Origin of the sequence: Aquibacillus salsiterrae, from assembly GCF_028416595.1 — a bacterium.
GTDB classification, from domain to species: Bacteria; Bacillota; Bacilli; order Bacillales; family Amphibacillaceae; genus Aquibacillus_A; species Aquibacillus_A salsiterrae.
Genome location: NZ_JAMQKC010000026.1, coordinates 26,341 through 41,855 on the forward strand (window position 1 = coordinate 26,341; position 15,515 = coordinate 41,855).

The window sequence follows — 15,515 nt, forward strand, 5'->3', positions numbered from 1 at the left end:
AGTACTAGGAAACAAAATAACAAAAGCGCAAGTAGCACCTTGCGCTAGACAGCCAATCGATGAAAGACTTTTTTCGAAACGAATCAGCGTTCAGCAATTATTCTAAACCAACAATCACCAACTCTTTTACTGGCAAAAAGGCTTCTCCCGTTTCTAAATAAGTCAGTTGAACTTCGTCGCCTTCACGCAAATAGATTGCTAACGGCTCAGTCTGCGAGGAAATCATATAATTTTGCCGATTATTTAACAGAAATGAAACAATCGTTTGATCCTCATTATTTTCTTTGTACACCCTCAGCACTGTACCTGCTAGTTGTTTCTCTTCTGCTTTTGATGTGCCGTCGACTGAAGTGCCCCCTCGTTGCAAAGCTGTCTTGTATTTTTTCAATGCTTGATTAGGGGTATCCGCATAGACTGAGATTTCAGGATTAGCTGCTGATATAATAAAGTAGTTTTGCAAAAATCCATTCAAATCGAGAACTGGGGTCAACCAGCTAGCTTCCCCATAGAAATTATAGAGAATAGGCATTTTCCCTTGCCATTGTTTTTCAATGAATTTCTTTTCTATAATTTGCAATGCTCCGGCTGAATCCATATATGACTTCTGTTGATTTCCAGTGTAAAAAGTAGCTTCCCCTGTTCGCGCATTCGTTATCGAGTACCCAAGCATGGAATCGACACCCTCTTTAGGACTTGTGAAATCGGTAAAATAATACATGTCACCATTACCAGCAAATATAGGACTAACATTTGCTTCCGTTCCCTCATCTGATGGCAACCTGACACCAGATTTCCCAAACAAACTATTCCAAAAGCCATTAACATATTTTCCGTAGTAACTATTTTTTAAGCTAACGGCCTCCGGAGATACAGCTCCATCGATAAATGCTGGTGCTTCCTCTAATGTATAGGATAGCGTTTCACCGGTTTTCGGATTAACGGACACAATCCCGCTAGGTTCAAATCCATTCCGGGCTGATATAAATTCACCATACGTTCGTATATAGTACGGATTTCCATTTTCATCAATTTCTAATTGCGCCGAGCCCTTAAATATTCGCTGTGGGTATTGATTGCGAATGTGACGGTAAATATTCTTTTGAAAATAGGATGAAGGTGTATACATCATTTCTGCTTCGATGAACGTTGGATTCGCTGAAGAATCAGTAGCACTTAAGCGAAAATACCCAGGTGTCATATTCCCTTTCCACCATTTAAAAAGTCCCGAAAATTCTACAGGTGCAACATATACATATGCGCCATTCACCTTTTGAATTTGTAAAGAACCTAATTCATAGTAGCTTGTATTAGGTACCTGTCCAAAAGCCTTGCGCATTTTATTGCGGGCAAATTGCGGTGGTACACTGGCTGGTGTTACGTCCTCGTCAAAAACTTCTATTTCAACTTTCTCATTCATTTGCGATAACTGGTATTTCTCCTCTGCATTGAAAAGCGGTGCGAGAATAAAATAGCATCCAAGGATTAGACTTGCTACAAATAGAAAAGCTTTAACGATCTGTTCCTTGCCAAACGAAAAGAATGCTCCTGTTGCTGTTACAAGAATTGCAAAAAACCATAGAGATGAAAAGTTTCGGTCCAAATTTGATAAATAATAAAAAACAACAATGATAATGACAACTAACATCGTCATCAATAGGGCCGCTAACCTTTGTAATCCCGCATCTTTACCGTCAATTTTAGAAAATGGTACAAGAATGACTGCAACCGCCAAACTAATGATTAGTGAAAATAATAATAAATTCCCCAATTCCCTTCCCCCTTCACTATCTTTATAATACGAGACACAAAGCGAAATAGTTGCTGGTAAATTATTCATTTAGTAAGCACAAAGGGATGGTGATTGAGGACACTTTTAGTAAAGGTCGTCATCACCATCCCTGTTTGAACTAGTCACCCGATGTTTCAGCTTGTCAAAACGAGTCCGCTCTTAAAATAGGTATATGAAAAATCCCACTACCAAATAGGTTATACATAGATAAGTTACAACGGTTTTAAACGTTGAATCACCTTCCATTTTCATCATCATCGCATGTGAATGTAGCTCTTTGAACTTTTTATTCAAATAGATAGCAAATATCGCAAGGAAGCTAAAAATAATGTTTAACCAAAAAGTATAATTAATCTGGAATGGACTTTCCTCCATGATTTGATTTGCCGATTGTGGTAACCAGCCAATGGCGGAAAAACCATAGTGAATTCCTAACGATGTAATTAGGATAGCAAGATAAAAGACTCCGGCAATATAAAGCGCCGTTTTCATGCCATAATATTTTTTATGAACAGCTATCATTGGTGGCACAACTAAATCCGAATAGATAAAAGCCATAATTCCTGCAAAAGCTACTCCACTTGATGCCAAAATGGTGGCGATTGGAATATTCCCCATAGACCCAATAAAGGTTAACATGGCCACTATTGGACCGATTATTGCATTTTCTAGTACTTTTAACAGCCCATCTGACTGGTCTACTAAAAAGAATGCCTTCCATGTTCCCGTGCTAACGAACGTTGCCATCATCCCTGCCAAAGTGAAACCAATCGTTATTTCTTTCCAAACCATTTTCCAATTCATGACAAACTCATGGCCAACCTGTAGCCAGCCTTGTTTCGTTTTGATCTTCTTTTTCCAGTTAAAATCTTCTTCCATAGTATCATCTGAGGCCTTGTCTCTCGCTTCTTCCACTAGTTGTTTTGGGTACGTCAACTGGACGAGTAACCATGTAACAAAAATAAGTAGAATGCCCCCAACAATCTCGGCAACCACGAACTGCCAACCTAAAAAGATATAGATTAAAATCCCTAATTCTATCACTAAGTTGGTAGAGGCGAATAAAAACGCTAATGTTGGTACAAAGTGTGCTCCCTTTTTAAATAAACTTTTCCCTGCCGCAAGCGCAGCAAAGGAACATGAGGAGCTTATCGCACCAAACACTGTCGATAATCCTACCGATTTTAATCTAGCATCTCCCATATACTTCACCATTTTATCTTTTGGAACAAACGCTTGAATCATCGAACTGATAAAGTATCCTACAACAAAGGCCCATCCTGCTTTCCAGAAAAAACCTAGAGAAGCAATTGCTGATTCACCTATTTGCTCTATCATTGCTACGACTCTCCTTTTCTATAATCTATTAATCTAGATACCACGAAAAATCAATCATTAAACAAGATTGATCCTTTCAGTCAGTTAAAAAGAGCCATCAAGTAAGGTGAAGTTGTAGAAACTCCAAAACAAGGGGGAAAATTAATCAAAACCACGGTGCTTGGCCAAAAACAATAATCTAATCCTCGAACTATTTAGCATTAAATTTTAAGCCAACCACGGAACCCTCTTGATGCATAGTACGATTCTGCTCCATTGTGATATGTGAAAACAGTATCGTAACGGCGATCACAAAAGATACCCCCACCAAGTTTTCTTATATTATCAGGTGTTAGGACCCAGCTTGACGTTTTCGTATCAAACTTTTCTATTTCCTGCAGCTTCCGGTATTGTTCTTCCGTTAATAGTTCAATACCCATGGACGCGGCCATATCGATAGCGCAATTTGCTGGCTTATGTTTTTTTCTAGACTCTAGTGCTGCACGGTCGTAACAAACACTTCTCCGGCCTTTAGGGCTCTCTTTGCAGCAATCCGAGAACGTATATTCGTCCGTCTCTTTATTATAGGCAACAACGTCAGGTTCACCGCCTGTCAATTCCATTTCATGAAGCGACCAAAGCTTACTCGTATTCGTCTCGAGCTTCGTTTGCACATTAGCCCATTCAATGGTTTGATGTCGATGCATATTTTGCTCAAATCGTGTTTTCAACGTTTTGATTAGCTGATCACGTAGCTCTATCGACAAATCTTTATTGCTTTTTGTCATACTCACTGCCTCCTTGTTCTTAAAGTAAATGGTTTAGGTTAATATATCATGATAAATGCACAGATACATCGCGTAAACACCCTTTTAGTTAAAAAATCCAACTTCCTATTTGAATAATCCCGATCGCAACGCTATTACGGGACCTACAATGAAAATAATGATTTTACTATATCCCAAATAACAAGTAATGGTTTTCCATTATTATCTATACGATTAATCTTTTCGTTCATTTCTTTACTCATAACAGGTAGTAATTCATTTTGAAAAAGTTATAACTTACATCTGTTTGTTAAACAATAGGGGTATAACATATGACTGGAGGTGAATTATGGGCAACCAAGCAAATCAAAATGTTAATTCTATGATGAAACCAAATTTCGCCGGAACAGATGCAAAAAAGGTTAAACAACAAATTAAAAGGGATGTAAGAAACGGTGAAGGATCTATGACTTCAAGAGAGGCAGGAGCAACGAGAGATTAGGAAAAACCTGTTTGGCTATTACCTTGCAAGGTTTCAGGCACCTGAAAAGGGAGCCTGAAACCCCATTAAAATCTATATTCTTACATACAGCTATGTGTACCCCAACGTTTGTTAAGATGCCATGCATCCAATTTTGATAATCTTTTCCTATCGAAACTGCCGAATCAGGATTATAATAAAGGATAGTAAAGTACATAAAAATTTCTGTCAGGAGGAATGCTTTGTGAAAATGGAACATATTGGAATTATGGTCAATGATATGGACGAGTCTTTGGCGTTTTATCAAAATATCCTCGGGTTAGAATTAAGAAATAGAGAATGGTTAAATGATACTGTTGAGCTTGCCTTTTTATTTTTCAAAGACCAGCCAAGTGTAGAGGTAGAACTTGTCTATAATGGTAATTCTATTGCAAATGAAGGAATAGTTAACCACTTAGCTTTTACTGTTCAAAGCATTGATGCAGAACTTTCTAAGTTGAAAGACGCTGGTGTAAAATTGGTAGATGAAGAACCACGGATTATTTTAAATGGAACTGTTAAAATTGCCTTTTTTGAAGGGCCAAATGGAGAGAAGCTAGAACTAGTGGAGAGATAAAGAATAGCCGGGACAGGTGACAAAGCATTATGCTATTGGACCTGTCCCTATCGTTTCCAAGAAGGATTTGGCACTTTACGTGGCGTGTACTCCAGTAAATCAGAGGAATAAACATCAATGATAACTTGACCTCTTACTGCTTTTGCTCGAATTAGTAAGGGCTGGTTATAATTATTTTTAAATTTAAAATCGGAACCGTACCAACTAACCGTTGCATCACGTCCTTGTGGCACATATGGAACACTTTTGCTATGAGAAAGTCGGTGAACAATTTGAACTCCTGCGCGGTCAACGGCATTGAATAATGTAGAAGAAATTTGGCATATGCCCCCACCTACACCTTCTGTAACTTCACCTTTTACAATTTCAGGAGCCCGTTTGTATCCCTTGTCTTCCGTCCTTTTTCCAACGACTTCATTAAATGAAAAAGTTTCACCAGGAAATACGACATAATTATTAATTGCTTCTGCAGCAAGCGAAATATTATGGGATCTCTCTTCTTTATTTGAATTAAAATGAGTAATGTAGCGACTGATCCGTTGTGTGCGGATTGTCGCGAGTAATTCATTATCTACCTTGGGGTATACTTTAAGAATCGGAACTTCTATTGTAGATGATTCATCATTTAAAAAATAACTATAAAATAATTCTTTTAATTTTTCACGATGTAGTTTGTAGCCAACTTTTCCCGGGACAATCTCATCGTTTTCGCCGATTATTGCATTTTGCGGAGCTTGATAAATTTCTTTATCCAGCTTTTCAACAAAATCATCATATCGTTGTTCATCAAGAAATGGCTCACCAACAATTGGTGCGATAAACTCACTTCGGTTAACACTTGCGATTGGTTCTTCTTTATAAGTTAACATTAAATCATTCGAATCGCTGACCTGGTGGAATAACATCAATAAAATTGTAAAGCAGGTGAATTTCATAATCTTTCATGCCTCCTACTACTAGTATGAATAAAAGGCATCATTTCATGTGAAAAAATTAAGTATAATGTAGCCGGATTTCCAATTTCGTTATTCCCGCGGAGGTTCTTCTTCTATTTTTATTTTTAACAAAAGTACCAGGTCATCCTCGGTTATCATCTTCTCCGCCGATGTTTCATCATTAAAAGCATACGTACGCATGGAGTTACCGTTAGTTTGTCTATATCCTGCAAGAATGGTTGGTTTGTTTAATTTAAGCTCTACCTTCTCATCCTCTGGCAAGGCGTAATCCCAAGTGCTCATCGCGTTCTCTAGTAATAATGCTTCCTCTAAGGTAGGCCGCATACTTACACCAGGTCCATATAAAAACACGGAGGTCTCATCATCATTTTGGTTGATCATCCCAAATCCTAAATGTCCTTCCTCAACCGCAGAAGGACTATTACCATAAGATAACTGGGCTATAGTCTTAGCTTCCATTTTTCCATCCTGGTATTTTTCCACCCAAAGATTGACCCATCTCCCGTCTGCATCGGGTAAATAAAAGTTAAAATCAAACAAGATTCCTAAACTTAGATCGTTAAACGTGTTGACATAGTCTGAATCTCGATTAGCAGAAATCGTTGCTACATCATCTTCTACTTTCGAGCAACCTGCTACCAAAAAAAACAAGACAACAACAAGTAGAAATTTCCTCACAACATCTTCTCCTCGCAAAATAACATCTATTTTCATGGTAGCACTACCTCTATATTAGTTAACTGTCCTTCTTTTCTCGTGCAGTTGAGTGTGATACTTCCTTCTAGAAAAGGAACAATCACTTGATACGCATTTATTTCTTCCTCGTCTGACCACCCAACCTGATCATACTCGTTCTGTTCATTTTGTTTATTAAAATAAGATAAGAATGTTGTTAAGTCAGCATCACCATAAAGTTTTTCTAATTCTGCCGTCCACTCGATTGCCGTTTTGTCCGACAGATTAGTTGTGAGATTAAGTTGTTTACTATATTCGTCAAACCGCAGCAAAGCTTCTCCATCAGCCTCCTGCAGCATCGCAGCTACCATGTATTCAAAAACATAACGATCTGTGTTCCCGCCAAACTGTGATACTTCATTCTTCGCTCTAACAAGATTTAATATTCTATCTTTTGTAAACGGTTCATTCGAATACCAAAAATATTTAAAGTCCTCTACATTTGAACTACTAGTACTTGGCACAAAGTATTTTCCGTCGTCATCAATCCGAATGACTGTCTCTGGATTAAACCGCTTTTTGTACTGAAAAACAAACACATCGTTGCCCTCATTCATTACGAAAATAGCGATATCCATTGGCTCGTTAGATTGTTTTTCCTTAACAAGTTCAACATAGCCACCGTTCGTTGTAGCATAATACTCTTTGCCATTTTGAGATACAGGAACTAACCGATAAATAAACTCGGAAGTAACAAATTCTTCTTCCTCCCAATGAGAGGTAGAGTTACCCGCTGTTGCAGACTTATCTTTGTCGACCTTCCATGTAAGATTGCCTCTCCCGTATAGATCTCCCCCTCGGTCTGGTAAGGGCATCGATAACTCTAGTGCGTCATTTTGTTCGAAGCCATAGGTCGTCATCGTTTGCTCTGATCCATTAAACGCATCTGACCAGTTTGATTTATAGTAGATTGCATTCTCAAATGCAGTGTGATTTTGAAATGCGGTCACATGTTGCCCGAAAGCAAATTTCACACCAAGCAGTGGTAAAAAAAGAACCAGACCGAAAAGACTCCAACGTCTCCATTTTGCCTGACCTTGTATTGTAGCCTCATTAGCGCCTTCCAGCTCATCATTATTATGGAGCAAGGTATGTAATTGGTACATAAACGCTGTAATAAAGCCACTTCCGATTAAGGTATAAGCAACAAAGCCCATATAATACTGAATCGCATACGGGAAAGACTGTAAAATGAGTGATAGAAACAGAATTGAGACAGATGCACCTAATGCCAATGGAAGAAATTTAACGAAGTACTTTTTCAAATACCTAGGTGAATCACTGAGAGCATCTCCTAATGATTTGTCTTCAAGTACAATGAGATAAGGCGTTAGGGAAAACAAAATTAACAGAATAAACGCGAGAATACCTAAAGGAAAAAAGGCTAGTAACAGCAAGGCTAATCCAGGTAGGCAAAGGAAACTAACTAACTGAAACACTAATATTCTACCAACATAGTGCTTACCAATTTTGTAAAGCGACTGCTCGTCATGCCTTTCCAGGAGGATTACTTGTTTGATTTTTCCAAGATACATCGCCATTGTCATACTAAGCAAAAGTTGATAAAAAATAAAATAGAGACTAGACAGCATCCAATTGCCACTTTCCGTTAACTGAACAAAGGAAAGTGATTGGTTGATGTCTTCGATTAATGGAAGAAAAACTGGTAAAGTAAATTGAAAATTCACATCTGATGTTGCTGGGGCTGCGTCGCCAAACGAATAAGTAGGACTTAAGTTTACACCGAAAATGAGCGCGAACCCCATTACAAAACTAATAAAAACTTGTAAAACAATTGGTAGCAAGAGGATGCTTGGGTGCTTTAACACACGCTTAAATCCAAAACTGACATTCATTTTCTCCACCCCTACTGATAAAAAGTACTATGTAAGCAAAAATTTCTACATTTATACTTAGTAATTATAGACGAAAAAACGGCCCAAAAGGTTCCGGTTAATTAGTAGTTTATTCTAATTATTTTGCTTGTCTGTGATTAACAGTATCCTTCTAAGCACTTGTAGCTAGTGTCTTTATTTACTTGTGGACCATATTGGTTGGGGTGACCACCTTTTGTTGGTGCTGCCCTAGGTAATCTATGATTTCATTATACATCAGTTTCCGGGTATTGCACCTGACATATGTCCCATCGTTTATGAACAAAAGTGCTGAAGCTGGATGTTATCCACGTTTGGATTTTTTCTTATCTTGTAATAAAAAAAGGTCAAAGCCTTCCTGTTGAACATTTCTCGATGTCTTGGCTCTGACCACGATAACTATTTAATTCGTTTGATCAATTTTAATCCCGATAAATTTAATCTCAGTCATGTCTTCCGTGGCGTATTTTACTCCTTCTTTTCCTACACCACTTTGCTTAACCCCTCCATACGGGTGATTATCTTGTCTATACGTAGAAATTTCATTAATCCAGACGCCACCCATTTCCAAACGATCTGCAACGCGTAAGGCGCGATTTATATCTTTTGTAAACACACCAGCCTGCAATCCATAAATGGAATTGTTGGCGTACTGAATCACTTCCTCCTCGGATTCAAAAGGAATAACAGATACAATTGGTGCAAAGACTTCTTCTGCAATAATTTTCATATTTTCATCGACATTGGTCATGATGGTAGGGGATAAAATCGTTCCATTCCGTTCCCCACCAACTTCAATTTTCGCCCCCTCTTTAACTGCATCATCAATCCATTGTTTCGCTCGTTTTGCTTCATCTTCGTTAATCATTGGCCCAATATCTGTTTGATCACTTATAGGGTCACCAATTTGTAATGCTTTTGTTTTCCTGATGTAATCCTCGAGGAAACGATCAAAGATAGCTTTATGCACATAAATACGTTGAGCGGAAATGCACACTTGACCGGAGAATGCAAAAGCACCTTTTACTAATTCTGTTGCAGCATTGTCTATGTTGGCATCTTCAAATAGAATGTTCGGTGAGTTCGACCCAAGCTCTAATGTCACTTTCTTAAAACCAGCTGTTTCCCTGATCGATTTGCCAACTGGAAGGCTACCTGTAAAGCTTATTTTATGAACCTTCTCGTGGGTCACAAGCGGTGCACCAACCTCTTTTCCAGTTCCAATCAGTAAATTGATGACACCTTCTGGCAATCCAGCTTCCTCAAACAGTTTGACAAGCATATACGCTGATATCGGTGTTTTTTCTGCTGGTTTATAAATGACTGTATTACCCGCTGCAATGGCTGGTGCAAGCTTATGAAGGGAAAGGTTTAATGGGAAATTAAACGGCGTGATCGCTCCTACTACCCCTAAAGGCTCGCGCTTCACTAAGCCCATCCGGTGCTCCCCACCAATAGCAGCATCCATTGGTAAAACTTCACCAGTAATATTTTTCGCTAGTTCAGAAGCAAAACGGAGAATTTGAACAGACCGCTCCACTTCCCCGCGGCTATACTTGATTGGTTTACCTGCTTCCTTGCAGATGATCGTAGCGAAGTCCTCTGATTTTTCAACTAACAAATCTGCTGCTTTTCGTAAAATATCTGCACGTTGATGGGCCGGCATTACTTTCGTTGTGGAGTGAAACTTAGCAAAACTAATTTGTGCAGCATCTTCTAGATCTTGCTTAGTTGCAAGTTTTAATTCTGCTATTTTTTCATTATTAAATGGGTTAATAACAGTCATGGTTTGCCGGTGATCTTCCATTCGTTCTTGACCGTTAATAATGGAACCAATTTGCATCATACTCTGACCTCCATTTTAACAAATAATGTTTCCTAATCTTTCAGTAAGCTTCATATTTTCCCGGTAATCAACTTGACAATCGATGAGCACTGGCTTGTTAAGTGAGACCGCTTTTGCTATGGTGGCTTTTAAATCTTCTGTCTTTTCAACGTTTAATGCCTCGAATCCATAGGACTTTGCTAGCTGAATAAAATCCGGATTACCAAATTTAATATGGGAGGAACGGTTAAAAGCCTTCATCTGATGCCATTCGATTAAACCGTAACCATCATCACGCCACAATAGAATGACAATCGGCAAATTCAACCGCATCGCCGTTTCGAGCTCTGCACTTGTCATTTGAAACGATCCATCGCCACATACAGCAACGACTTGACGCTCTGGGTGAACCATTTTTGCAGCAATAGCACTAGGTACGGCAACGCCCATCGATGCTAAACCATTCGAAATCAAGCACGTATTCGGTTGATAACAATGGTACATTCTCGCCATCCACATTTTATGTGCGCCAACATCAGAGATTACAATACTATCTTCATCTAATACAGAACGTAAATCCGAAATAATTTTTTGTGGTTTAACAGGAAATTCCGTATCATCTTTAAATGTTTCCAATTCGGTAAATGCTTTATTACGAACGTGTGACACCCAATTTAGATTTCTTTCTGTTGCGGTAAGTGCGTTGCTTACATTTTTTATATTTTCTTTTATATTACCGACAACATTTAACTGAACAGGGTAGCACGCATCAATTTCTGCCTCCTGTGTATCGATATGGAGGATTGGTATTTTACCCTCAGGGTTCCACTTTTTTGGTGAGTACTCAACCATATCAAAGCCAATCGCAATGATTAAATCGGACTCAGTAAATCCACACGTAATATAATCGTTTCCCCCTATCCCAGCAGTTAGTAAACTATGTTCGTCTGTCCACGGTACCACACCTTTTCCCATAAAGGTATGAACAACTGGAAGATTTGCCTTCTTCATTAAAGCAAGTAACTCTACAGCGGCACTCCCACGTGTTACCCCATTTCCGACTAGAACTAGTGGGTGATTTGCTTGCTCTATCATCTTAGCAGCCTCAGTAATCACTGGTTCATCGGCTTCTTGAAGATGATGATTAGTTATAGGTAGCGGAGAGCTATCAACATCCATTTTCGCCACATCTTCTGGAAGTTCAATATGGGTTGCTCCAGTCTTTTCTTGGGTAGCTACTTGAAATGCCTTTCTCACGACTTCAGGCACAATGTCTGGCGTTTTTATCTGTGCGTTCCATTTCGTTACTTCCTCATAAACAGATACAATGTCGTAATATTGGTGGGAAACCTTATGCTGACGACCAAGACCTGCTTGTCCAGTAATCGCGACAACAGGAGATAAATCCATATTGGCATTTGCAACACCCGTTAATAAATTGGTTGCACCAGGTCCTAATGTTGCAAGGCAGACCCCAGGTTTCCCTGTAAGTCTTCCATATGTCCCTGCCATAAAAGCTGCACTCGTTTCATGACGTGTTAAGATAAACTGAATCGTTGAGTCATGAAGGGCATCCATTATATCAATATTTTCCTCACCCGGTACTCCAAAAATATATTCGACGCCTTCCTTTTCTAGACACTTGATAAATAATTCTGCCACTTTCATAGCATCCACCTACTTCCTTTTAAACTAATTTCTATTCCTCCCAAAAAATGCCTACTCGTAGTATGGGCAGTTGAGCAATATTTATCATAGATAAAAGAGGTAGATTTTTGCGGCTTCTCTTGATCTCGAATAAATCGAGACTTGATGAACTATTCCAGTTATGAATGTAGGAAAAGGCAAGCCATAACGTAAGAACTAACTGCCTTTATGTAGTACCCTACCCTTTTTTTATGGATAATTAACTTTTTTATCTACATCAAGTTGATTATATGAATTTTCAGACATTAAAGCTGACTTATTATATTAAAAAACCTTCTAAATACTTATCTGCTCTCACCCACCATTTAACAACTTTTTTAAAACGGAAAATGTTATGATAGTAAATAGGTTTACGTATAGTTAGATAATCAACAAAAAAAGGGAGCTATATTATGAGCCAAAATATCTTAACTCGAAACAATGTGAAAGTTGCAGGTAACGGGAAACAGTCGATCCTATTTGCACCTGGTTTTGGTTGTGATCAAACTGTTTGGAAATCCGTTTCAGAATCTTTCGAGAGTAATTATCAAGTCATCTTATTTGATTATGTGGGGATGGGTAATTCAGATACAAGCGCTTTTGATTCAGATAAATATAGCACACTTTCCGGATATGCGCAGGACGTAATAGATGTTTGTTCTGCACTGGATTTAAAAAATGCAATATTTGTTGGCCATTCTGTTAGTAGCATGATTGGGGTGCTCGCCTCGTTACGCAAGCCAGAGTATTTTTCCAACTTAATCATGGTTTGTCCATCACCTTGTTATCTAAATGATCCTCCAGAGTACTTTGGTGGTTTTGAGAAGGAAGAGCTTACTGGGTTAATGGATATGATGGAGAAAAATTACATAGGCTGGGCAAATGTCTTTGCATCAACTGTTACAAACAATCCTAACCGGCCAGAGGTTGCACTGGAGCTTGAGGATCGCTTTTGTTCTACGGACCCGATTATTGCTCGTACGTTTGCTGAAGCTAACTTTTTCGCGGATAATCGGCAGGAGCTACCGAATGTTACTGTACCATCTCTTATTATGCAATGCGCGAATGATGTTATTGCCCCAACGGCTGTAGGTGAGTATGTTAGCAAGCACCTGCCACATAACAAGTTTGTTCAAATGAAGGCAACGGGACACTGTCCACATTTGAGTCATCCGGAAGAGACAGCGATAGTAATACAAGATTATCTAAAAACGGCATTAGTAAAACAAATTCCAAAGGATTCAGGTGTGCGGCCTAATGGATGAACTGTTAGAATCTGCACCTTGTGGGTTTCTAACGCTTTCAAAAGAAGGCATTATACAATCCATAAACCGGACTTTACTAAAAATGCTCCAATACAATAAAGAGCAACTTGTTGGGAAACATATTGATGCCATCCTTTCCAAATCTGCACGTGTGTTTTTCCAGCTTTATTTCACTCCACTTATAATGAAAAAACAGGTAGTGGAGGAAATGTATCTTTCGTTAGCAGACAAAAATGGTGAGGATATTCCAATCCTACTAAATGCCGCTTTGGACAATAACAAAGAAGACCCTATTATCGTATGTATCATGGTACCAATGCGTAGAAGAGATGCGTACGAAAATCAATTACGTATAGCCAAAAAAGTAGCTGAGGATGCGAAATCTGAATTAGAGCTTGTCCTTCAATCGTTAGAGGATAAACAAGAACAACTACTGGTTGTCAACAAACAAACCCAAAATGAATTACAACTTGCGAAAAAAATACAGGAAACATCGCTAACCAAAGCTATCACCACTGACAGTATTCAGATGGAGACGTACTATAAGGCGTCTAGTGAACTATCGGGTGATATTTACGGATTTTATCAAATGAATAAAGATCAATATGGAATTATATTATTGGATGTTATGGGACATGGGATTTCTTCCTCACTAATAACCATGTCCCTGCACTCGCTGTTCCAAAGATTAATTTCAAGAGGAATTTCTGCTAGCTTATTAATGAAGGAGTTAGACAACCATTTACACGAATTATTCCAAAACAGCGAAGACGTCTGGCATTATTGCACAGCTATTTACCTAGTTATTGACACTAATAAAAAAACAATAGAGTATGTTAACGCGGGTCATCCACCTGCAATATTCCAAGACTTAAACGGGGAGCAACAAGCGTTAAAAACTACAACACCACCGTTGGGAACATTCGAAGGCATACAGTTTACACCGAACAAAATTTATTGCAAAAATGGTGGCAGGCTGCTCCTGTATACGGATGGTGTATCCGAGCCGCTTGAGCCAATCAGTTTATTTTCCATATTAAAGGAATGTTCGGCGGATTCCTTAAGTGAAACAAAAGCGACGATTATCCGGTCTCTCCAAGGCGAGGATAAGCAAGTCCAGCATGATGATCAATGTTTTATTCTGATTGATTTGAAATAGAAAAAGAAATTACGACCACGAACCCGCAAAGGGGTAGGCACTCCAAATGGACAATTGTCTTTTGTAGTGCCTGACCCTTATTTGCCGTGTGTAGTTGCCAGCTAGTCTTTGAGTCTTTGTCAATTTAGTCAACTGTTTAAAAGCACTAATAGGGAATACTGAGCTTTCATCGATGATCAAATAGGAAGCAACCAAGAAACCCATTTCCTATAACTAAAGTCATATTTCATTTGTAGGAAATCGACTTTTTTGGTATTTGAGCTTGTTTAAGTACGCTCCCTTTACTTTAAGATGTAAACCTTCACAATTCCGCTAAAGCTTTTCGCAAAATTATAAGGTATCAAATGTTTTAGCTTTACTAATTCTATAAGCAATTAAATAAATAAATATGTAAACCAGGAAGGAATAAAAAACATTCCACTTTTCTGATGAGTACAATCCTAACCACTCAAATAAAGGTTCACCTAAAAAGGAAGTAAGCGCTGAATATATGATTGCTTTAAAAAAAGGATTAAAGGTTGGTTTGAATTGTAACCAAAGCATGGTCCATACAGGTAACAGTGAAAAATCCCAAGGGAAATAGGTTGGGATTGTAGGTAAAGCTTTTCCTGAATAATGCCATAGTCCAAAGACTACCCCAAGAAAGTCGAACCAAGAAGAAATTATTAATACAAAACTCCCCGCCAAAAGAAGTCTTGCTTCACTACCACGTTTACGAATAATAAACCATATAATCCAGGGGAAAATTGTTAATGAAATCGATAGCCAAAATTCCCAATGCCATAAAGTGGTTTCTTGCCAATACTTTAAATATTCCATTTGAATCTGATGAAATTCATCATATAATTCATCCGTTTTTTTAATTTTCTCTTCGCTAAGTAGTGGTTTCAAATTCATTCGGTCACCTTTGTAAATAAATTATCCTGAATTTCGAGCCTGTGGATAAATAAACTTATCAACAGGCTTGTTTTTAAGATTTTTGGTTATTATGTACATTTATGGGAATCTTAAATCAACCTTACTTGATTATTTTACGCAAAAGCCC

Annotated in this window: 13 protein-coding genes; 4 read left to right on the forward strand and 9 right to left on the reverse strand. The window is 38.4% G+C overall.

Features of this window, described 5'->3' with window-relative positions; translation table 11 throughout:
* Window positions 1-97: 97 nt before the first annotated feature.
* From NC799_RS16145 to NC799_RS16155, 3 genes are all read right to left on the reverse strand, one after another.
* Window positions 98-1,768: a hypothetical protein gene (locus NC799_RS16145; RefSeq protein ID WP_272447472.1), complete on the reverse strand. Its 1,671-nt coding sequence runs from the start codon at window positions 1,766-1,768 to the stop codon at window positions 98-100.
* Between the two features lie 180 nt (window positions 1,769-1,948).
* Window positions 1,949-3,127, reverse strand: a complete 1,179-nt coding sequence (locus NC799_RS16150; protein WP_272447473.1) for a permease — start codon at window positions 3,125-3,127, stop codon at window positions 1,949-1,951.
* 200 nt (window positions 3,128-3,327) lie between these two features.
* The gene (locus NC799_RS16155; RefSeq protein ID WP_272447474.1) at window positions 3,328-3,894 is read right to left on the reverse strand and encodes a DUF4256 domain-containing protein; all 567 of its coding nucleotides are present in this window, start codon (window positions 3,892-3,894) and stop codon (window positions 3,328-3,330) included.
* A gap of 328 nt (window positions 3,895-4,222) precedes the next feature.
* Here NC799_RS16155 and NC799_RS16160 point away from each other — a divergent pair, with 328 nt between their 5' ends.
* Both NC799_RS16160 and NC799_RS16165 read left to right on the forward strand, forming a co-directional pair.
* Entirely contained in the window at window positions 4,223-4,375 is a 153-nt protein-coding gene (locus NC799_RS16160) for a hypothetical protein (protein WP_272447475.1), read from the forward strand.
* Between the two features lie 229 nt (window positions 4,376-4,604).
* Window positions 4,605-4,970 (forward strand): VOC family protein, encoded by a 366-nt coding sequence (locus NC799_RS16165; RefSeq protein ID WP_272447487.1) that lies wholly within the window; start codon window positions 4,605-4,607, stop codon window positions 4,968-4,970.
* Window positions 4,971-5,017: 47 nt separating this feature from the next.
* Here the strand turns inward: NC799_RS16165 and NC799_RS16170 are convergent, their stop codons facing one another.
* The 5 genes from NC799_RS16170 to NC799_RS16190 form a co-directional block, all read right to left on the reverse strand.
* On the reverse strand, window positions 5,018-5,905 hold the full coding sequence (locus NC799_RS16170) for a VanW family protein (protein WP_272447476.1): 888 nt from the start codon (window positions 5,903-5,905) through the stop codon (window positions 5,018-5,020).
* 90 nt (window positions 5,906-5,995) lie between these two features.
* On the reverse strand, window positions 5,996-6,604 hold the full coding sequence (locus NC799_RS16175) for a hypothetical protein (RefSeq protein ID WP_272447478.1): 609 nt from the start codon (window positions 6,602-6,604) through the stop codon (window positions 5,996-5,998).
* 32 nt (window positions 6,605-6,636) lie between these two features.
* Complete coding sequence (locus tag NC799_RS16180) at window positions 6,637-8,517, reverse strand: hypothetical protein (RefSeq protein ID WP_272447479.1); 1,881 nt, start codon at window positions 8,515-8,517, stop codon at window positions 6,637-6,639.
* Between the two features lie 421 nt (window positions 8,518-8,938).
* Window positions 8,939-10,381, reverse strand: a complete 1,443-nt coding sequence (locus tag NC799_RS16185; protein WP_272447480.1) for an aldehyde dehydrogenase family protein — start codon at window positions 10,379-10,381, stop codon at window positions 8,939-8,941.
* Window positions 10,382-10,396: 15 nt separating this feature from the next.
* On the reverse strand, window positions 10,397-12,028 hold the full coding sequence (locus NC799_RS16190) for an acetolactate synthase large subunit (protein ID WP_272447481.1): 1,632 nt from the start codon (window positions 12,026-12,028) through the stop codon (window positions 10,397-10,399).
* A gap of 431 nt (window positions 12,029-12,459) precedes the next feature.
* Here NC799_RS16190 and NC799_RS16195 point away from each other — a divergent pair, with 431 nt between their 5' ends.
* Both NC799_RS16195 and NC799_RS16200 read left to right on the forward strand, forming a co-directional pair.
* Complete coding sequence (locus NC799_RS16195) at window positions 12,460-13,311, forward strand: alpha/beta fold hydrolase (protein WP_272447482.1); 852 nt, start codon at window positions 12,460-12,462, stop codon at window positions 13,309-13,311.
* Window positions 13,304-14,470 carry a SpoIIE family protein phosphatase gene (locus NC799_RS16200; RefSeq protein ID WP_272447484.1) on the forward strand — a complete coding sequence of 389 codons (1,167 nt, stop codon included), beginning with the start codon at window positions 13,304-13,306 and terminating at the stop codon, window positions 14,468-14,470. The genes NC799_RS16195 and NC799_RS16200 overlap by 8 nt, the downstream gene beginning before the upstream one ends.
* A gap of 330 nt (window positions 14,471-14,800) precedes the next feature.
* Here NC799_RS16200 and NC799_RS16205 read toward each other — a convergent pair whose 3' ends face one another.
* Complete coding sequence (locus NC799_RS16205) at window positions 14,801-15,367, reverse strand: CBO0543 family protein (protein WP_272447485.1); 567 nt, start codon at window positions 15,365-15,367, stop codon at window positions 14,801-14,803.
* Window positions 15,368-15,515 lie beyond the last annotated feature (148 nt).